The sequence below is a fragment of the Pseudomonas sp. PNPG3 genome (genome assembly GCF_023093815.1).
GTDB classification, from domain to species: Bacteria; Pseudomonadota; Gammaproteobacteria; order Pseudomonadales; family Pseudomonadaceae; genus Aquipseudomonas; species Aquipseudomonas asiatica.
In genome coordinates this window covers 40,199-58,735 of the sequence record NZ_JALLKV010000023.1, presented here as the reverse complement: position 1 = coordinate 58,735, position 18,537 = coordinate 40,199, and the positions used below count along the sequence as shown (strand labels likewise).

The following is an 18,537-nucleotide window of genomic DNA, read 5'->3' as shown; positions in this document are numbered from 1 at the left end:
CGTGCTGGCTGCCCAAGGGATTGGGGGCGCTCAGAAGAATTCGGTGTAACGCTGGATTTCCCAGTCGGAGACGTGGCGGCAGTACTCCACCCACTCCATGCGCTTGAGCTTGATGAACTCATCGACGATCTCGGCGCCCAGCACTTCGCGGAACAGCGGGTCGGCCTCCAGGGCGTCGGCGGCTTCCTTCAACGACTGCGGCAAGGTCTTGATGCCACGTGCGGCAATCTCTTCCAGGCTCAGGTTGTAGAGGTTCTCGTTGCACATCTCGCCCGGCTCCAGTTGGCGGTCGATGCCATCGAGGCCGGCGGCAATGATCGCGGCGGTGACCAGGTAGGGGTTGCAGCCAGCGTCCGGCAGGCGGAACTCCAGGCGGCCATAAGGGATGCGCACCATCGCCGAGCGGTTGTTGGCGCCGTAGGCGACAAACGCCGGGGCCCAGGTGGCGCCGGAAAGCGAGCGGCCGACCACCAGGCGCTTGTACGAGTTGACCGTGGGTGCGGCGAAGGCGCACAACGCCGGGCCATGGGCCAGCAGGCCTGCGGCAAAGTGGTAGGCCAGCTTCGACAGGCCCATGCCGCTGCTGTCGGACGGGTCATGGAACAGGTTCTTGTTGGTGCTGCTGGCCAGCGACAGGTGGAAGTGCATGCCATTGCCGGCGCGCTTGGGGTCGGGCTTGGGCATGAACGAACAGATCATGCCCAGGTCGTTGGCGATCTCGCCGGCGGCCATGCGGAAGAAGGTGAAGCGATCGGCTGACTCCATGGCGTCGCTGTAGGTGTAGTTGATCTCGAACTGGCCGTTGGCGTCCTCGTGGTCGATCTGGTAGATGTCGAAGCCCACCGGCTGCAACGCCTCGGTCAGGCGCTCGAGGAACAGCCGCGAACGCGACAGGCCCTTGTAGTCGTAGCACGGCTTGTCGAGGTTGTCGGAGGCATCCACCAGTTGCAGCTTGCCATCCTCGTCGCGGCGGAACAGGCTGAATTCGGGTTCCAGGCCGGTGTTCAGGGTCCAGCCCTTGTCGGCCAGGCGCTGCACCTGCTGCTGCAACACATGACGGCTGTCGTAGGGCCAGGGTTGGCCGTTCACGTGGCCTACGCACACCACCCGGCCGTAGCCGGGCTGCCACGGTACCGGGATCAAGGTGGAAAGGTCGCCGCGGGCCATGAAGTCGGGGCCGTGCGGCTCCATGCCCATGCCGCAGATGGCGAACCCGGCAAAGCCGGCGCCCTCCTCGGCCACCATCTTCAGGCCCGAGACCGGCACCGATTTGGTCTTCGCCGAGCCATGGATATCGACGAACTGTGCCAGCACGTACTTGATGCCGTGCTGATCGAGGGTGCGCTGGGTTTCTGCTGGCAACATGGGTTGAACACTCCTGGGCAAGGGGCAATGATTCCGCATGAGAAACTTACTTTCCTAGCAGGAATGCAATGCGCTTGCCAACTTTGTTCAGGGTGCAACCTTGTGCCTGTTCGGGTCTCTTCGCGCGCCTGTGGGAGCGGGTTCACCCGCGAAGAGGTCCGCACCGGCAACCCAAAACCCAAGCAGATTTCCATGCTCCATTTATGGGAAACTTGTTTTCACCCGAGGAAAGATGCAGCCACCGTAGCTGCATTTCGCACTTTCCCAGTGCGAAAACTTTATTCTTGAACTGAAACCGTGCAGGACATTCGATGCCAACCGAAACCGAAACCGAACCGCGCCTTCGCCTGGAGCAGTACCTGGGCCTGCAGATCAAGCGCCAGCGCCAGGCCCAGTCCCTCAAGCTCGCCGACGTGGCGCGCATCGCCGGCATCAGCCAAGGCATGCTCAGCAAGATCGAGAACGCCCAGGTATCAACCAGCCTCGACACCCTCAGCCGCCTGTGCGATGTGCTGGGCATGCCGATGGCCAAGCTGTTCAGCCAATATGACCAGCCCGACGGCAATGCCTTGTTGGTGAAAGCCGGTGAAGGGCTGGAGGTGGTGCGCCGCGGTACCGAGAAAGGCCACACCTACCATTTGCTCAATCACGCCAGGGGGCCGAAGAAGAACTTCGAGGCGTACATGGTGAGCATGGACGACGCCAGCGAAGAGTTCCCGACCTTCGCCCACCCCGGCACCGAGTTCCTCCACTTGCTGGAGGGTGAACTGGTGTACCGGCACGGCAACCAGCTCTATCACATGCAGGCCGGTGACAGCCTGACCTTCGACGGCGAGACCCCGCACGGCCCCGAGCAGTTGGTGCAAGTACCCATCCGCCTGTTGTCGATCATGAACTACAGCGACGAGTGACGCGGCGCGCCAGGCACCCGCGGAGAACAGGATGCCAACCGCTGCGCACACTGATGCAAGCGACTAAGCGCCCTCAGGCAGCAGACTGCGATCGAACATGAACGCCCGCTCCCCCTGTGGCGTGTACTGATATAACTGCTGCGGCCGGCCCAGCCTGGGCTGGTTCTTCTCCCCGGTGTCCCTCACCCACCCCAGCTCGCGCAAGCGCTCCAGGCGTTTGCGCAGCGAGGTGTTGTTCACCGCCTGCCCCAGGCAAGCCTGCATCGCGCCTAGCGCATCCAGCACAGTGAACTTCTCCGCCAGCAGGTACAGCGGCAGGCTGCTGTACACCGTCTTCGCCGCCAGCCGCTCACGGGCGCGCTCCACCAACAGGTTGTGATCAAAGGGCAACAGCACCTTGCGCGCCAATACGCTGTCCAAGTCGAAAAACGCCAGTTGCTCGCCCTCGACGGCCTGCCCGGGCTCGAGCAAAGCCAGGTAGTAGGTGCTGAGTGACCATCCACGCGGGTCGCGAAAGGCATTGCCCTCGGTACCTACCTGTTCCATGTAGCACGGTACAACCTGGGTTTTCTCGCGCAGTGCACGCTCGGCCGCAGCTTCCAGGCTGGTGTCGGGGGTGCGGCCATTGACGATCACCCCGGGCAAGGCCCATTGGCCGGCATGCGGTTCACGCTCACGACGGTGCAACAGCACCTGCAGATGCTGAGCTTCGGGGGCCATGCGCAGGGCGACGATATCGACGCTGGCCAGGACTTCGACTGCATTCACCGGGGGACTCCTTGTTCAAGGCCTTCATAATCCACCAGGGTGTATAAGTAAGGCAACAACAAATCCCGAACAAGATGGCACTTGACATACTTAATACACCAGGTGAACTATATAGCCATGTCAGCAAGGAGAACCGCCATGAAGATCGCCAGTTTCGATGTCGACGCCCAGAACGGCTTCACCAACAACGTGCCACAAGAACTGCCGGTTCCTGAAGGCGATGAAATCGCGGTAGATCTTAATACCATGGCGTTACGCGCCGACCTGCGCCTGGGCAGCAAGGACGCCCACCCGGCCAACGCCGCCTGGGTAGTCGCCGACCCCGCGCACATGCTGCAGCCCCTGCAGCTGGCCAACGCCGACCTGACCTGGGTCAGCCACTGCGTGCCCGGCACACCCGGCTTCGAGTTGCTGCCCGGCCTGCCGGCCCCCATCGACTATGACTATTTCGTATGGAAAGGCGTCGAGCCCGACCTGCACCCCTACGGCGCCTGCTACCACGACCTGGCCGAACGCCGCTCCACCGGGGTGATCGAGTACCTCAAGGTGCAGCAGGTGGGCGCGGTGATCGTCGGTGGCCTGGCCCTGGACTATTGCGTCAGGACCACTGCGCGCCAATTGCGCCAGGCCGGCTTCCAGGTGCTGTTGTACCTGCCGGCCTGCCGCGCCCTCACCCAGGCAGGCGCCATCGAAGCATGTGGCGCCCTGGCCGCCGAGGGCGTGATCCTCTGCGGCGACGAAGCCGCGCTCGACTACCAGCTCTCTCTGATCAAGGAAGACCGCCCATGAGCGACAGCGTTTTCGGCCCACGCATCATCCAGAACCTGCTGGACACCGATTTCTACAAGATCACCATGATGCAGGCGGTGCTGCACAACTACCCCAATGCCGAGGTGGAATGGGAGTTTCGCTGCCGTAACGGCGAGAACCTCGCACCTTACCTGGCGGAAATCCGGTATCAGGTCGAGCAACTGGCCGATGTCAGCGTCACGCATGACCAGCTCGCCTACCTGGAGAAGATCCCGTTCATCAAACCGGATTTCATCCGTTTTCTCAGCCTGTTCCGCTTCAACCTGCGCTATGTGCAGGTGGGGCTGGATGATGCCGGGCAACTGGCGATTCGCGTGCGCGGGCCGTGGTTGCACGTGATTCTCTACGAGATCCCGCTGCTGGCGATCATCAGCGAGGTGCGCAACCGCTACCGTTATCGCGAGGTGGTGATCGAGCAGGTCCGCGAGCGCCTGTATCAGAACCTCGACTGGCTGAAGGCCGAGGCCAGCGCCGAAGAACTGGCCGGTTTCCAACTGGCCGACTTCGGCACCCGGCGGCGCTTCTCCTACCGGGTGCAAGAAGAGGTGGTGCACATTCTGAAGCGTGACTTCCCGGGCCGCTTTGTCGGTACCAGCAACGTGCACCTGGCCCGCGAATACCAGCTCAAGCCGATCGGCACCATGGCGCACGAGTGGTTCATGGCTCACCAGCAACTCGGCCCGCGCCTGGTCGACAGCCAGGCTGCCGCGCTGGAATGCTGGGTGCGGGAGTACCGGGGGCTGCTGGGCATCGCCCTGACCGACTGCATTACCATGGACGCGTTCCTGGGCGACTTCGACTTGTACTTCGCCAAGCTGTTCGATGGCCTGCGGCACGATTCGGGTGATCCGCTGGCCTGGGCGGAAAAGGCCATTGCCCACTATGAGCGGCTGGGGATCGACCCCAAGAGCAAGACCCTGATCTTTTCCGACGGGCTGGACCTTGCCAAGGCGCTGGGGTTGTACCGGGCGCTGCATGAGCGGATCAATGTGAGCTTTGGCATTGGTACCAGGCTGACCTGCGATATCCCGGGCGTGGAGCCGATGAATATCGTGATCAAGATGACGGCCTGCAATGGGGCACCAGTGGCCAAGATTTCCGACAGCCCGGGCAAGACACAGTGCCGGGATGAAAACTTCGTGGCGTACCTCAAACATGTTTTCAATTGCTGAAGGGTGGCACCCTTCTTCGAGTGGAAGCGCACACGCATGTTGTAATTAAACGTTTCCACTCCTCGCCCTTTGTACTGCGATAAATCAGAGCTGGTTGCACATCACAAAAGCTCAGGGCTTACTGTACTTGGCTCGATATCTACCGTATATGGCACTACTTCCATTTGGAATAACGCGGGCGACGGATTGCATTGCCCAATCGTCCTGTACGCGCCAAATTCACTGGTCATATGGCCGGTCAGCGATCCCCCCATTGGCGGGCCGAGCAAGGAGGCGGCTCTAAAGTACCGGGCGCTACTACCGGACATACCGTCCATTCATGACCTTGCCAGTCGTGGCGTGTTCAGCGCACTAGCGTTATGCCCGACCACGACGCGAGACAATGCTTGGCAGAGGCAGATTCGGCTCCCGAATCCGGTGAACCGAATGTAGTCGCGATAATCGACGCGTATGCCTATCGCAGGGACAACTAGAGAAGCGTCCGCGCCATCCCCAAAACGTACTCAATGTACAGGGAGGCGCCATGCATACCACCCGTAACGCCCTGGTGGTGTTGGCCCAACACCAGCACGATGACCTGGCCCTGACCATTTTGGCACTTGCTGCGCCGGTGCCCGAGCCCGGTGCTGATGGTCAAGCATGCCAATCCTTGGACAGAGCGCCCCATCCTTACAGCCATTGACGCCGGCAGCGACGACCTCAAGCATCGTGTGCTGCAGGTTGGCATCCTCAGCCACGGCCACGACATCGCCCACCTCAGTCATGCCAGCCTGCACATGATGAGCGCCTACCCTTACCCGATGCTGTCGGCAGCCGACCCCATATTCCAGCTCAAGGAAAGCATCCTGACCTTCTACCATGAGCAGTGCCAGGGCTATCAGGACGAGTTCGATATCGACGACCAACACCTGCACCTTGCGGAAGGCCCTGCCGACCAGCTGATTCCGCATGTCGCCCATCAGCTAGGCGCCGCCCTCACGGTTCTCGGCAGCGTGGCGCGCAGAGGCCTGAGTGGCGTACTGCTAGGTAACACCGCCGAATTAGTACTTGATGCCATGGAAAGTGATGTGCTGGTGCTCAAACCCTGGGATGTCATCCGTGAATTGGAAGCGCTGGCCGCTCACCACTGAGCAGACGCCTGATAGCCGCTCCCGGGCATGAGCCCGGGAGCAAACGGCAGAGTCAACTTGAATGACGAAAATGCAACTATGCTCGGTCTGAATACCGAAACTGATTGAAAGGCAGGTCTGCCGGAGGTCTAAAGTTGCGAATCGCTTTTCTGGTGAACCGGGACGTAGAGAGCAACCTCACTCTCAATTTACTGTTGCCCGAGATTCACGAGAGCACAGTGGGAATATTCCTCTCGGAGAGAGTGGGATCGGCCAGGAACGTGTCACGCATGCTCGGACAACTGGCATTGATCGAGCAGGACTTCTTCAATGCCTTGGCCCCTGGATTAATCGGATCGAGCGACCAGGTCAGCAGCGGGCATCGATTCGGTTTTGCAGAACTGCAGCAACGCTTTGGGGTTCCTGTACGGGTATTGCCCAGCTTGAGTGATCCTGCGGGCCTTCAAATGCTGCAGGACGCGGGAGCAGATCTGTTCATCTCAATCCGCTTTGGTCAGATCCTGAAGAATGAAGCGCTGGCAATTCCGTCACGTGGCGTCCTCAATCTTCACTCTGGCCTCTTGCCTCAGTATCGAGGTGTTCTGGCGACCTTCCGGGCGCTGCTGAACGGGGACCCGGAGATCGGCTGTACGCTCCATTGGATCGACAGTCCCGGCATTGACGTTGGTCGCATCATTGAGACTGCCAGGGTGGCAGTCGAAAAGGAGCGCTCCTTGCTGTGGCACATCCTTTCACTTTATCAACCAGGCGCGCGTCTCATCCTGAACGCAATCAGGCGACTGGAGCGCGATGAGCCTATGACGGGAACGTCTCAAGATCGATCTGCCGGGGCCTACTACTCCTTTCCCAGCGAGGATGACCTGACGCGGTTCACGACATTGGGGTGGCGGCTCTTCGATCGCGAGGACGTATGGGATCTTTTCGAATCGTACGGATTTCCGTTACGGATAAACACGCTTTGAGAGCTGAGCGGCGGGGTACCGCACCGCATTCAAGAACCGTGAGAAACCTGTGGGAGCGGGCAAGCCCGCGAAGAAGCCAGCACAGTCACCCCACCTCTTGCAGGCCAACACACAACTCCAGAAACCGCGCCGCAGCCCGCGACGGGGTGGCTGCATGCGGCACCAGAATGGAAAACCGGCGCACCAACGCCTGCGGCATAACCTGCAACCGCTGCAACGCCCCGTCCTCATGTCGGATCGACATCGCCGACACAAAGCCAATCCCCATCCCGGCTCGCACTGCCTCCTTCACCCCTTCCACGCCAGCAATTTCCAGCGCCACGCGCATCGCCACGCCGCTGCGGGCAAATGCCCGCTCGACGATCTGCCGCACACCCGAGCCGCTCTCGCGCAGCACCAACGGGTAAGCCCCCAGCGACGCCAGCGTGTGTCGGTCACTGCCAGCCAGAGGATGACCACGCGGCACGATGGCCACGATCTCGTCTTCCCGCCACGCCGTCACCGACGTCCCCAATGGCAGCTCCTGCCCAGGCGGCCCTTCGATCAGGGCGATATCGACGCTGTCCAGCGCAGCGACGATTTCTGCCGTATTGCCGTTGGAAGTGCTCACCAGCACCTCCGGGTAGCGGGCATGGAAATCGGCAATCAGGTAAGGCAGCAGATAGCTGGCCGGCGTGGTACTGGCGCCGATGCGCAAGGTACCGCGCTCCAGCCCGCGCATGGCCTCGCGCAATGCCTGGGCCTGACGGAAGGTTTCGCGCAGGCGCTCGGCATGGGCCAGCAATTGCTCGCCAGCTGCTGTAAGCCGCACACCACGGCCGGCGCGCTGATACAGCGGCTCGCCAAAGGCCTCCTGCAGCAGTTTGAGCTGGCCAGACACCGCCGGCTGCGACAAGTGCAGGGCTTGGGCCGCATGGCTGATGTTGCCGTGCTCGGCGACGGTGGCGAAAGTTATCAGTTGTTCTGGGGTCATGAATGAAAAATATCAGCTAAACGGATATTTGCCATCCCAAATTACGATTTTTTATAAGCTTATAACCAGATTAACGTAAGCCATGTCGAAACACCTTTCCGGAGGACTCACATGGCCACGGCTCCGTCCAACCCCGCCTTTGCACCTACCCTCTCTACCCGAGGGCGGCTCAATGGCATCCTGTTCGTCGCGCTGTTCGCGCTTGCGGTCACCCAATTGGCCGCCCTGCCCGCCATCGCCAACCTGGGTATCAGCCCGCTGATCGTCGGTATTGTCGCCGGTGCGCTTTACGGCAATGCACTGCGTGACGGCGTTCCCGCCAGCTGGGCGGCGGGTATCAACTTTTCCGCCCGCGGCCTGCTGCGCATTGCCGTGGCCTTCTTCGGCCTGCGGGTAAGCCTGCAGGAAATAGCCGAAGTCGGCTGGTCCGGGCTCATCGTGTCGTTGCTGGTGGTGTCCAGCACCCTGCTGATCGGCCTGTGGTGTGGCATGAAGCTGTTCAAGCTGGACCGCGATACCGCCTTGCTGACCGCCGCAGGCAGCGCCATCTGCGGCGCCGCTGCGGTTCTGGCCTTCGAGTCGGCCCTGCGCAGCGCACCGCATAAAAGCGCCATGGCGGTTGGTAGCGTGGTGCTGTTCGGCACCCTGTCGATGTTCCTCTACCCATTGGCGATCAATGCCGGCTGGCTGCACCTGGATACCATGGGCGCCGGGCTGTTCCTGGGTGGCACCATTCACGAGGTGGCCCAGGTGGTCGGTGCGGCCAGCAACGTCAGCCCCGAGGCCACGCATATCGCCACCATCGTCAAGATGACCCGGGTGATGCTGCTGGTACCGGTGCTGCTGGTGGTGGGCCTCTGGATCAGCCGCGCGCGCCAGCCGGGCCAGGCACAGGGCAACGGGCGCATCGCCATGCCCTGGTTCGCCTTCGGCTTCCTCGCGCTGGTAATGGTGAACTCGCTGCAGGTGTTGCCGGGCAGCGTGACGCAGGCGGTCAACAGCCTGGATACCTTTGCCCTGACCATGGCCATGACCGCGCTGGGGATGGAGACACGCTTCAGCCAGATTCGTCAGGCTGGGCCGCGGGCCCTGGCCACCGGGGCGATTCTCAACCTCTGGCTGGTGTTTGGTGGCGTGGCGATTACCCTGGCCGTGCAGAGGCTGTTGGGATGATTTGAGAGCGAGTCGCCTGCTTCGCGGGTAAACCCGCTCCCACAGGTACGGCGCAGGTTCTGAAAGCAACGCGATACCTGTAGGAGCGGGTTTACCCGCGAAGCAGGCGGCTCGGTCTGATGAGGTTTTTGTTGCTCCCCCTCGTTGCCGTCCAAATTTCTCGGTATGGTGTTGTCAAAGAAGGATGTTTTACCCGCACAGGAAAGACTTAGATGCCTCAACGCCATGTCATCAATGCATCCGTCAGCCCCAAAGGCAGCCTGGAGACGCTGTCACAACGTGAAGTGCAGCAACTGAGTGAAGTCGGTACCGGTAGCCTTTACACCCTGTTCCGCCAGTGCGCCCTGGCCATCCTCAACACCGGCGCCCATGTCGACAATGCCAAGACCATCCTCGAGGCCTATCAGGACTTCGAGGTGCGTATTCATCAACAGGACCGCGGCGTGCGCCTGGAGCTGCTGAATGCCCCGGCCGATGCTTTCGTTGATGGCGAAATGATAGCCAGCACCCGTGAAATGCTGTTCAGCGCCCTGCGCGACATCGTCTACACCGAAAGCGAGCTGGCCAGCCAGCGCATCGACCTGGAAAGCTCCCAGGGCATCACTGATTACGTGTTCCACCTGCTGCGCAACGCTCGCACCCTGCGGCCGGGCGTGGAGCCGAAGATGGTGGTGTGCTGGGGTGGCCATTCGATCAGCAGCGAGGAGTACCAGTACACCAAGAAGGTCGGCCACGAGCTGGGCCTGCGCAAGCTGGACGTGTGCACTGGCTGCGGCCCGGGTGTGATGAAGGGCCCGATGAAGGGCGCCACCATTGCCCACGCCAAGCAACGCATGCACGGCAGCCGCTACCTGGGCCTGACCGAGCCCGGCATCATCGCCGCCGAAGCGCCCAACCCGATCGTCAACGAACTGGTGATCCTGCCGGACATCGAGAAGCGCCTGGAAGCCTTCGTCCGTGTCGGCCACGGCATCATCATCTTCCCGGGCGGTGCCGGCACGGCCGAGGAGTTCCTCTACCTGCTGGGTATCCTCATGCACCCGGACAACCAGGAGCTGCCGTTCCCGGTGGTACTCACCGGGCCGCGCAGCGCCGAGCCGTATCTGCAACAGTTGCACGCGTTCGTCGGCGCCACCCTGGGTGAAGCGGCGCATCGCTTGTACAAGATCATCATCGATGACCCGGCGGAAGTTGCCCGACACATGGTCGAAGGGCTCAAGGCGGTGAAGCAGTTCCGCCGCGAGCGCAACGATGCCTTCCACTTCAACTGGCTGCTGAAGATCGAGGAGAGCTTCCAGCGGCCGTTCGACCCGACCCACCAGGCCATGGCCGACCTCGACCTGCGCCGCGAGCTGCCGGCCCACGAACTGGCTGCCAACTTGCGCCGGGCGTTTTCCGGCATCGTCGCCGGCAACGTGAAGGACAAGGGCATCCGCCTGATCGAGGAACACGGGCCGTATCAGATCCGTGGCGACAGCGCCGTGCTGGACCCACTGGGACGGCTGTTGCAGGCGTTCGTCGACCAGCACCGGATGAAGCTGCCGGGCGGCGCGGCGTATGTACCGTGCTACCAGGTGGTGACCTGATTCGCCATTCTTGCTTAGGCCCCATGGACGGGGCCTGCAGCTATTTGGCTTTTTGGATGTGGGCCTTTACATCTAGTAGACATTCATTCGCGATGGTGGCGCTTAATCACCTTTCCGCCCTTACGGCGGGTCCCTTTTTGTCGTGGCAAAAAGGAACCAAAAACCGTCGGCTCCCATCATCCGGCCCCTACGCTTCGCTCCGGGGTCCCCTCGCTACGGGCCTGCTCCCGGGAGTACGCGCTGCAGGCCCCATCCATGGGGCCTCAGCGCTTGACGGGCATCCATGCCCGTCACCTCCCTCCGCAGTCCCTTCGCTCGGCCTCCTGAAGTCGCAATCGGCGGCGCCTGAACTATCGCGCGCTTAGAAGCAAAAGCAAAAAGCAAAGGCAAAAGCAAAGGCAAAACTGCTACTGGCTGAGGTCGGCCATCGGCCGTTCGACGAAGCGGATGCTGTCGCGCCCACCGCGCTTGGACTGGTACAAGGCGACATCCCCTTGCTCGATCAAGGCTGCCAGGCTCGTCGGCGGTTGGTCGAACAGGTTGGCGCCGATGCTCAAGGTGACCGGCTGCGGCGTAGGCACCGTCTTGCTTGCATACTGCTGGAACTGCTCGCGCAGCAGTCCACCCAGCTCCATGACCCGTTCGCTGCTCGCACCACACAGCAGAATGACGAACTCATCACCGCCCAGCCGCGCCGCCAGCGAGCGCTCGGGCAGCACCGTGCGAATCATCTCGCTCAGGGCAATCAGCAAGCGGTCCCCTGCAACATGCCCGTGCAGGTCGTTCACCAGCTTGAAGTTGTCGATGTCGATCAGTAGCAAGGCCCCGGGCTGCGCCGAGTCCACTGCCTTGAAGAAAGGCCCCGCCCGAACCTCCAGTGCGCGCCGGTTGTACAGCGCCGTCAACGGATCCCGGGCCGCCAGACGGGCAATCCGCTCCTCTCGGCGGTAGCGCACGGTGCCGGTCATCGACAAGGCAATCAGCATGATCGCCATCGCACCTTCGACCAACGAAACCTGAATGATCAACCCACCGAAGGTGGCCAGGTCAATCAGCGTACCCGGTGTAATTGCAATGATCGCCTTGGCCACATAGAACAACCCATGAACCAGCAACACATAGCGCAACTGCACCGCGCCGACACTCAGCGACTTGCCATGCGGCCGCAACAGCCAGCTGGCCTTGAGCGTCAACAGCGCCACCAGCAACGAGTTGACCATCAGCATCACCTTCGACCACTGCGGCCCCACAGGCAACAGCAGCAAGGCGAACCACACCAGCACCACCAATAACCAGATACGCGACAGCCGCACCTGGGTGAAGCGCAACACGCCCATCAGGAAGAACCAGTGCGCCACCACCAGCAAGCCGTTGGCGAACCATATACCGATCAGCAACAAACCGATGCCGCGCAGCAAGGCCAGGGTGGAACCAATCGTGATGGTGGCAAAGCCTGCGCTCCAGAACAGCAGCGACGGCTCGCGAACGCTGCGCCACTCGATCGCCAGGTACAACGCAGCCGCGGCAGCCAGGGCGATCGAGATAGTCAGCATCGTGGGTGGATCAAGCGCCATAAACGGATTGGCCTATCTGGTTAACGAGGAAAAGGCCCGATTGTATGCGCTCGTGATGACTTTTCAGAGGAGCCTTGCACCACCAGCCTGCAAATGATAGCCCAGCCCTGGCCAATACCCATGCGGGTGAAATGTCATATTGACATCAGCGTGTCATTTGCACCACAAAAACCGCTGTCGTTATGACAACGAACCAGCGCAACACGCCCATCTGCAGGGGCTGCCCTGCTGGCACGAAAGCTGAACCATTCTCTTTCGCCACTACCTGCCTTGCGGAAATAACCATCATGAAAAATATCCTCCTCCCTCTGGCAATGTCCCTGTCCATCGCCCTGCCCGCCTGCGCCGACGAGGTGCTCTCGGAAAGCCCCGACAACACGGTGGGCTATGGCGCCGGGGGCGTCACCGGCCTGATGGTCGGCGCCGCGCTCGGTGGCCCGTTCGGCGCCATCGCCGGTGCAGCCCTGGGTGCATTTGGCGGCGCCGCCGTGCAACAAGGCAGCGGGCACAGCGATGCAGCCTACGTGGTACGCCATGACGACGGCAGTACCCAGCGCTATCGCTCGCCCAATGCCCGCTTCAAGCCCGGTGACCAGGTGCAGGTGAGTGGTATTCGCCTGGCCCCTGCGCAGTAAGCCGTTGCCCGGACAAAAAGCTTACCAGTTGCCGCCCATGTGAGCTCAGGCGCTCCCAGTCGCGGAAACACAAACGTAGCTCCAGGGTGGCCCAGCTTTCCAACAGGGCCACCCGACGCACCGGCAGCTCCTGCTCGGCGCGCACGGCGGCTGTTCGGGCAGCATGGCCAGGTTCATCGCCAATTCCTCGATAAAGCGCTGCTAGTAGGGCTGCCTTCAGTTCAGAATAACCCTGTCTTTCTTCTGCCGCGGGTACCCCATGAACGCGTTACGCAGCCTGATCCAGCGCCAACTGCAAAGCGGCGCGCTGTACGCCGTACTGGCGGCCCTGGGTTTCAGCTTCAAGGCCATCTTCGTCAAGCTCGCCTATGCCGCAGGGGCGGTGGACGCCATCAGCCTGCTGGCATTGCGCATGGGGCTGTCGCTGCCGATGTTCGCCTGGCTGGTATGGGCCAGCCGTGGTCAGGGCAGCGCACCGCTCAACCTGGGCGATGGGCTGCGTGTCGCGTTGCTCGGGCTGCTGGGCTACTACCTGGCCAGCCTGTTCGACTTCTATGGCCTGCAGTACATCAGCGCCGGGCTGGAGCGGCTGATCCTGTTCACCTACCCGACCCTGGTGCTGGTGTTCCAGGCCATCGCCCTGCGTGAGCGGCCAAGCCTGCGCACCTTGTCGGCCATGGGCCTGTGCTACCTGGGGCTGGGCATTGCCTTTGTCCACGACGTCAGTGTGGCCGGGGCTGGCCAGCAGGTAGTGCTGGGCTCGCTGTGGGTGTTCGCCAGTGCGGTGACCTACGCGCTGTATTACTCCGGCACCGGAATGATGCTCAAGCGCATGGGCTCGATGCGCCTGGCCGGGTTGTGCGGTACTGCGTCGTCGCTGATGGTGCTGGCGCATTACCTGGTGGTGGCGCCGATCGGGCAGTTGTGGCAGTTGCCAGGCGCAGTGTGGGCCAATGCCGGGTTGATGGCGGTGTTTTCCACGGTGTTGCCGATCTACTGGGTGGCGCTGGCGATACAGCGCCTGGGGCCGACCCATACTGCCGCGGTGGGCAACCTGGGGCCGGTGCTGACGGTGATGGCATCGTGGGCGATCCTGAGCGAGGAGATTTCGCTGTATCAGGTCGTCGGGTTGGCGGTAGTGCTGTTTGCGGTGTCGCGGCTCAAGCCGCGGGGCAAACAGGAAACAAAGGTGGCTGAGGCCAGAGGTGCAGCAGCCTGACTGCGGTCACTGTGGGAGATTGCCCAGCCCTTTGGGCTGCGCTGTCGCACAGATAACTGAATTCGCAAGCGATCCTCGTACCCTGTGGGAGCGGCTTTAGCCGCGAAGAATCCAACGCGGTGCATGGCACCGGCTGCGCCGGTGTTCGCGGCTAAAGCCGCTCCCACAGGGTCCCTGCTAATTCAATAAGTTATGTGCAGTTCTATGAGAGCGGCCTTGCGTCGCGAAAGGGCTGCAGAGCAGCCCCGGCAATTTTGGTAGTGACACCAACGTCTGGGGCCGCTTTGCGGCCCTTTCGCGACACAAGGCCGCTCCCACAAAAACGCTTGAACTCCCTCAGAGCACCCGCTTGATGAGCGGCTCCAGCCGGCTGTAGCGCAGCCGCCGCAGGAACCTGCGCACATCCTTGGGGTGCTCGGCCTTGGCCCCCAACTCCTCTGCCGAGCCGATCTTCGGCGCATGCCGGCGCAGCTCGGCCAGCTCTGCTTCCCGAGGCCCCAGCCATTGCCCTTGCGGGTCATCGATCAGCAGGCCGTTCTCCAGGTCCAGATTGAAGCCGCGCGGATTCAGGTTGTTACCGGTCAGCAACGAATAGCGTTGGTCGACCCACACGCCCTTGGCATGAAAGGTATGCCCGGGGTCGTTCCAGATCCGCACCTGCAGCTGGCCGCTGGCAATCGCAGCGTGGCGACGTCGAGTGAAGGCGCGCAGGTTGTCTTCGTACAGGTAGGGCAACGCGCCGCTGGCGCTGAACGGCTCGCCGGGGGCGATATAGAAGTCGTTGGCCGTGCGATCACCAACGATCAGTTCCACCCGCACGCCACGCGCCAGGGCATGGTCGAGTTCGCGCATCAGCACCCGGGGTGGGTTGAAATACGGCGTGCTGATGATGACCTGCGTGCGTGCCGCCGCCAGCAAGGCGCACACTGCACGGTTCAGCGGGTTGCCACGGCCCACGCCCAACAGCGGGATAACCCGCAGGCCCTGCCCCGCCCCGCTGGCCGGTGCCTCATAGGCCATGCGTCGCAGCCGCGCGCGCAAGCGCCGGATGTCGCCGCGCAGGCTGCGGGTGGAGGGTGGCGCCGGCAGGTCGAGGCGCGGTGTGGCGGTGTGGTGCAGCAGGCGACGCACCAACCCGACCATGGCGTCGGCCAGCGCTGGTGACTGGAACAGGTGGTAGCGGTCCAGGCGGTAACGGTCGAAACGGTGCAGGTACACGTTGTTAAGGCTGGCGCCGGTGTAGATCACGCAGTCGTCGATGATGCTGCCCTTCAGGTGCAACACGCCAAACAGCTCGCGGGTCTGCACAGGTACGCCATGGATGACGATATCCAGCCCATGGTGCTGGCGCTGGGCCTGGTACCAGGCGGCGTTACCCGGCTGGCGCCCGGCGCCCAATAGACCGCGGCGAGCACGGAACCAGTCGACCACGATGGTGATTTCCAGCCCGGGCCGCGCGGCCTTGGCCTGGTACAAGGCATCCAGCACTTCCTGGCCAGCCTCATCTTCCTGCAGGTACAGCGCAACGATGACGATACGCCGGGTTGCGGCGCGGATGCGCTCGAGCAGGCAGGCGCGGTAGGCCTTGGCATCGGGCAGCACCTGGATCGACTCGGCCGACATGGCGTAGCCTGGCAATGCCGCCAGCATGGATTCGGGGTTCAAGAACGATCACCTTCTGTGTGCAATCACTGTCGTCCATCAGCTTGCACAGGAAGTTTGAAATGGTCCAGCCCCCGGATAGCATGGGGCTGCTTTGCAGCCCTGTCGCGACACAAGGCCGCTCCTACAAGCCAGCGCCGAATCCACATGCGGCGCCGAACCTTTGGGAGCGGCCTTGTGTCGCGATAGGGGCGCAAAGCGCCCCCATTTCTGACGAAGCTATTTCAGGTCAAAACGATCCAGCTCCATCACCTTCTCCCAGGCGGCCACGAAATCCCGCACGAACTTGTCACCACCATCATCGCTGCCATACACCTCGCTCAACGCCCGCAACTGGGCATGGGAGCCGAACACCAGGTCAACCCGACTACCGGTCCACTTCACCTGGCCGGTCTTGCGATCACGCCCTTCGAAGGTTTCGTTATCCGCCGAGGTCGGCTTCCACTCAACGCCCATGTCCAGCAAGTTGCGGAAGAAGTCGTTGCTCAGGGTACCGACCTTGTCGGTGAACACGCCCTGTTGGCTGCCGCCATGGTTGGCGCCGAGCACGCGCAGGCCGCCGATCAGCACGGTCAGTTCCGGCGCTGTCAGGGTCAGCAATTGGGCCTTGTCCAGCAGCAGTTTCTCGGCCTTGACGCTGTAGCGGGCCTTGGTGAAGTTGCGGAAGCCATCAGCCAGCGGTTCCAGCACGGCGAACGACTCGACGTCGGTCTGCGCCTGGGAGGCATCGACACGCCCAGGGCGGAACGCCACGCTGACGTTGTGCCCGGCGTCCTTGACAGCCTTTTCCACTGCGGCGCCACCGGCCAGAACGATCAGGTCGGCCAGGGAGATTGTCTTGCCACCGGCATTGAACTCGGCCTGGATTTTCTCCAGCGCCGCCAGCACCTTGCCTGTGCCCTGGTTCGCCGCCCAATCCTTCTGCGGCGCCAGGCGCAGGCGGCCACCATTGGCCCCGCCACGCTTGTCCGAACCGCGGAAGGTCGACGCCGCTGCCCAGGCAGTGGCCACCAGCTCGCCAACGCTCAGGCCCGCCGCCAGCACCTTGGCCTTGAGCGCGGCAATGTCCTGCTCGCCTACCAGCGGGTGATCCACTTTTGGCAGCGGGTCTTGCCACAGCAGCTCTTCGTTGGGCATTTCCGGGCCCAGATAGCGCGCCAATGGGCCCATGTCGCGGTGGATCAGCTTGTACCAGGCGCGGGCGAAGGCGTCCGCCAGCTGGTCAGGGTTATCCTTGAAGCGGCGGGCGATCGGCTCGTAGATCGGGTCGAAACGCAACGCCAGGTCGGAGGTGAGCATGGAAGGCGCGTGGCGCTTGGCCGGGTCATGGGCATCCGGCACGGTGCCTGCCCCCTTGCCCTCCTTCGGCCGCCACTGGTGGGCACCAGCCGGGCTCTTGGTCAGTTCCCAGTCGAAGTTGAACAGGTTGTTGAGGTATTCGTTGCTCCATCGGGTGGGGGTGGAAGTCCAGGTCACTTCCAGGCCGCTGGTGATGGTATCGCCACCCTTGCCGCTGCCGAACTTGTTGGCCCAGCCCAACCCCTGCAGCTCCAGGCCTGCTGCTTCCGGCTCGGGGCCGACGTTGTCGGCAGGGCCGGCACCGTGGGTCTTGCCAAAGGCGTGGCCACCGGCGATCAGCGCAACGGTTTCTTCATCGTTCATGGCCATGCGGCCGAAGGTTTCACGGATGTCCTTGCCCGAGGCTACCGGGTCGGGGTTGCCCTCCGGGCCTTCCGGGTTCACGTAGATCAGGCCCATCTGCACGGCGGCCAGCGGGTTTTCCAGGTTGCGCTCGCCCTCCAGGGTACGGCCCTGCTCCTCGGGGCGCTTGGCCGGCTCTGCCACCAGGTCGCCCTTGCCGGGCGGCTGGGCCTTGCCGTAGCGGGTGTCACCGCCCAGCCAGACCTTTTCCGAGCCCCAGTACACATCTTCGTCCGGCTCCCACACATCGGCACGCCCGCCGGAGAAGCCGAAGGTCTTGAAACCCATGGATTCGAGGGCGACGTTGCCGGTGAGCACGATCAGGTCGGCCCAGGAAATCTTGTTGCCGTACTTCTGCTTGATCGGCCACAGTAGCCGCCGGGCCTTGTCCAGGCTGACGTTGTCCGGCCAACTGTTGAGCGGGGCGAAGCGCTGCTGGCCAGAGCCTGCACCACCCCGGCCATCGCCAATACGGTAGGTACCGGCGCTGTGCCAGGCCATGCGAATGAACAGCGGGCCGTAGTGGCCGAAGTCGGCGGGCCACCAGTCCTGGGAGTCGGTCATCAAGGCGGTCAGGTCTTTCTTCAGCGCCTGGAAGTCGAGGCTCTTGAACGCCTTGGCATAATCGAAATCCGGGTCCATCGGGTCGGATTTGGAGGAATGTTGATGAAGAATTCTCAGGTTGAGCTGGTCAGGCCACCAGTCACGGTTGGTGGTGCCGCCACCTGCGGTTTGATGGAACGGGCATTTCGATTCGTTCGACATCTGCGGGTACCTTTGGGTCGGTTATCCAGATTTCCGGTCTATGCCAGGTGTTCTTTCAGCCGAGCGCGTGGGCTCGTGCTACCCCTCATCAGGTCTACACGGGGCTTGCGAAGCTGTCATGACGGGGTTGG

15 protein-coding genes and 1 pseudogene are annotated in these 18,537 nt (G+C 62.6%); 9 read left to right on the top strand and 7 right to left on the bottom strand.

Annotation, left to right across the window (positions count from 1 at the left end):
* Positions 1–30: 30 nt before the first annotated feature.
* Positions 31–1,365 (bottom strand): type III glutamate--ammonia ligase, encoded by a 1,335-nt coding sequence (glnT, locus tag MJ643_RS16640; RefSeq protein ID WP_013973042.1) that lies wholly within the window; start codon positions 1,363–1,365, stop codon positions 31–33.
* Between the two features lie 311 nt (positions 1,366–1,676).
* Between glnT and MJ643_RS16635 the strand changes: the two genes are divergently transcribed.
* Positions 1,677–2,276, top strand: a complete 600-nt coding sequence (locus tag MJ643_RS16635; RefSeq protein ID WP_023661047.1) for a helix-turn-helix domain-containing protein — start codon at positions 1,677–1,679, stop codon at positions 2,274–2,276.
* 63 nt (positions 2,277–2,339) lie between these two features.
* Here the strand turns inward: MJ643_RS16635 and MJ643_RS16630 are convergent, their stop codons facing one another.
* Positions 2,340–3,044, bottom strand: coding sequence for an NUDIX domain-containing protein (locus MJ643_RS16630; protein ID WP_013973044.1), 705 nt, complete (start codon positions 3,042–3,044; stop codon positions 2,340–2,342).
* A 138-nt stretch (positions 3,045–3,182) separates the two neighbouring features.
* Here MJ643_RS16630 and MJ643_RS16625 point away from each other — a divergent pair, with 138 nt between their 5' ends.
* The 4 genes and pseudogenes from MJ643_RS16625 (at position 3,183) to MJ643_RS16610 (ending at position 7,118) form a co-directional block, all read left to right on the top strand.
* Positions 3,183–3,833 (top strand): isochorismatase family protein, encoded by a 651-nt coding sequence (locus MJ643_RS16625; RefSeq protein ID WP_013973045.1) that lies wholly within the window; start codon positions 3,183–3,185, stop codon positions 3,831–3,833.
* On the top strand, positions 3,830–5,026 hold the full coding sequence (pncB, locus tag MJ643_RS16620; RefSeq protein WP_013973046.1) for a nicotinate phosphoribosyltransferase: 1,197 nt from the start codon (positions 3,830–3,832) through the stop codon (positions 5,024–5,026). The genes MJ643_RS16625 and pncB overlap by 4 nt, the downstream gene beginning before the upstream one ends.
* A 593-nt stretch (positions 5,027–5,619) precedes the next feature.
* A pseudogene (locus MJ643_RS16615) lies at positions 5,620–6,156 on the top strand (universal stress protein); the annotation flags it as partial.
* A 269-nt stretch (positions 6,157–6,425) separates the two neighbouring features.
* Positions 6,426–7,118, top strand: a complete 693-nt coding sequence (locus MJ643_RS16610) for a formyl transferase (RefSeq protein WP_243899853.1) — start codon at positions 6,426–6,428, stop codon at positions 7,116–7,118.
* An 85-nt stretch (positions 7,119–7,203) separates the two neighbouring features.
* On the opposite strand, the gene MJ643_RS16605 is transcribed toward MJ643_RS16610, so the two are convergent.
* Positions 7,204–8,091: a LysR family transcriptional regulator gene (locus tag MJ643_RS16605; RefSeq protein WP_023661049.1), complete on the bottom strand. Its 888-nt coding sequence runs from the start codon at positions 8,089–8,091 to the stop codon at positions 7,204–7,206.
* A gap of 111 nt (positions 8,092–8,202) precedes the next feature.
* On the opposite strand from MJ643_RS16605, the gene MJ643_RS16600 reads away from it, so the two are divergent.
* Together MJ643_RS16600 and ppnN are read left to right on the top strand one after the other, a co-directional pair.
* Positions 8,203–9,264, top strand: a complete 1,062-nt coding sequence (locus tag MJ643_RS16600) for a YeiH family protein (RefSeq protein ID WP_208209396.1) — start codon at positions 8,203–8,205, stop codon at positions 9,262–9,264.
* A gap of 212 nt (positions 9,265–9,476) precedes the next feature.
* A complete protein-coding gene (ppnN, locus tag MJ643_RS16595; protein ID WP_003258655.1) occupies positions 9,477–10,850 on the top strand; it encodes a nucleotide 5'-monophosphate nucleosidase PpnN in 1,374 nt (457 codons plus the stop codon).
* Positions 10,851–11,257: 407 nt separating this feature from the next.
* Here the strand turns inward: ppnN and MJ643_RS16590 are convergent, their stop codons facing one another.
* Both MJ643_RS16590 and MJ643_RS16585 read right to left on the bottom strand, forming a co-directional pair.
* Entirely contained in the window at positions 11,258–12,403 is a 1,146-nt protein-coding gene (locus MJ643_RS16590; protein WP_208209397.1) for a GGDEF domain-containing protein, read from the bottom strand.
* 166 nt (positions 12,404–12,569) lie between these two features.
* Positions 12,570–12,713 carry a hypothetical protein gene (locus MJ643_RS16585; protein WP_024087313.1) on the bottom strand — a complete coding sequence of 48 codons (144 nt, stop codon included), beginning with the start codon at positions 12,711–12,713 and terminating at the stop codon, positions 12,570–12,572.
* Between MJ643_RS16585 and MJ643_RS16580 the strand changes: the two genes are divergently transcribed.
* Entirely contained in the window at positions 12,712–13,059 is a 348-nt protein-coding gene (locus MJ643_RS16580) for a hypothetical protein (protein ID WP_024087314.1), read from the top strand. The two genes, MJ643_RS16585 and MJ643_RS16580, sit on opposite strands and share 2 nt — an antisense overlap.
* Positions 13,060–13,318: 259 nt before the next feature.
* Positions 13,319–14,278, top strand: coding sequence for a DMT family transporter (locus MJ643_RS16575; protein WP_013973054.1), 960 nt, complete (start codon positions 13,319–13,321; stop codon positions 14,276–14,278).
* Between the two features lie 336 nt (positions 14,279–14,614).
* Here MJ643_RS16575 and pssA read toward each other — a convergent pair whose 3' ends face one another.
* Positions 14,615–15,943 carry a CDP-diacylglycerol--serine O-phosphatidyltransferase gene (gene pssA, locus MJ643_RS16570; protein WP_024087315.1) on the bottom strand — a complete coding sequence of 443 codons (1,329 nt, stop codon included), beginning with the start codon at positions 15,941–15,943 and terminating at the stop codon, positions 14,615–14,617.
* 216 nt (positions 15,944–16,159) lie between these two features.
* Positions 16,160–18,406 (bottom strand): catalase/peroxidase HPI, encoded by a 2,247-nt coding sequence (gene katG, locus MJ643_RS16565; RefSeq protein WP_208209398.1) that lies wholly within the window; start codon positions 18,404–18,406, stop codon positions 16,160–16,162.
* Between the last annotated feature and the right edge of the window lie 131 nt (positions 18,407–18,537).

Bases quoted from the DNA above. Each gene is read 5' to 3' on its own strand.
- glnT (WP_013973042.1), bottom strand. From the start codon at position 1,365: ATGTTGCCAGCAGAAACCCAGCGCACCCTCGATCAGCACGGCATCAAG.
- MJ643_RS16635 (WP_023661047.1), top strand. From the start codon at position 1,677: ATGCCAACCGAAACCGAAACCGAACCGCGCCTTCGCCTGGAGCAGTAC.
- MJ643_RS16625 (WP_013973045.1), top strand. From the start codon at position 3,183: ATGAAGATCGCCAGTTTCGATGTCGACGCCCAGAACGGCTTCACCAAC.
- pncB (WP_013973046.1), top strand. From the start codon at position 3,830: ATGAGCGACAGCGTTTTCGGCCCACGCATCATCCAGAACCTGCTGGAC.
- MJ643_RS16610 (WP_243899853.1), top strand. From the start codon at position 6,426: ATGCTCGGACAACTGGCATTGATCGAGCAGGACTTCTTCAATGCCTTG.
- MJ643_RS16605 (WP_023661049.1), bottom strand. From the start codon at position 8,091: ATGACCCCAGAACAACTGATAACTTTCGCCACCGTCGCCGAGCACGGC.
- MJ643_RS16600 (WP_208209396.1), top strand. From the start codon at position 8,203: ATGGCCACGGCTCCGTCCAACCCCGCCTTTGCACCTACCCTCTCTACC.
- ppnN (WP_003258655.1), top strand. From the start codon at position 9,477: ATGCCTCAACGCCATGTCATCAATGCATCCGTCAGCCCCAAAGGCAGC.
- MJ643_RS16590 (WP_208209397.1), bottom strand. From the start codon at position 12,403: ATGCTGACTATCTCGATCGCCCTGGCTGCCGCGGCTGCGTTGTACCTG.
- MJ643_RS16580 (WP_024087314.1), top strand. From the start codon at position 12,712: ATGAAAAATATCCTCCTCCCTCTGGCAATGTCCCTGTCCATCGCCCTG.
- MJ643_RS16585 (WP_024087313.1), bottom strand. From the start codon at position 12,713: ATGATGGTTATTTCCGCAAGGCAGGTAGTGGCGAAAGAGAATGGTTCA.
- MJ643_RS16575 (WP_013973054.1), top strand. From the start codon at position 13,319: ATGAACGCGTTACGCAGCCTGATCCAGCGCCAACTGCAAAGCGGCGCG.
- katG (WP_208209398.1), bottom strand. From the start codon at position 18,406: ATGTCGAACGAATCGAAATGCCCGTTCCATCAAACCGCAGGTGGCGGC.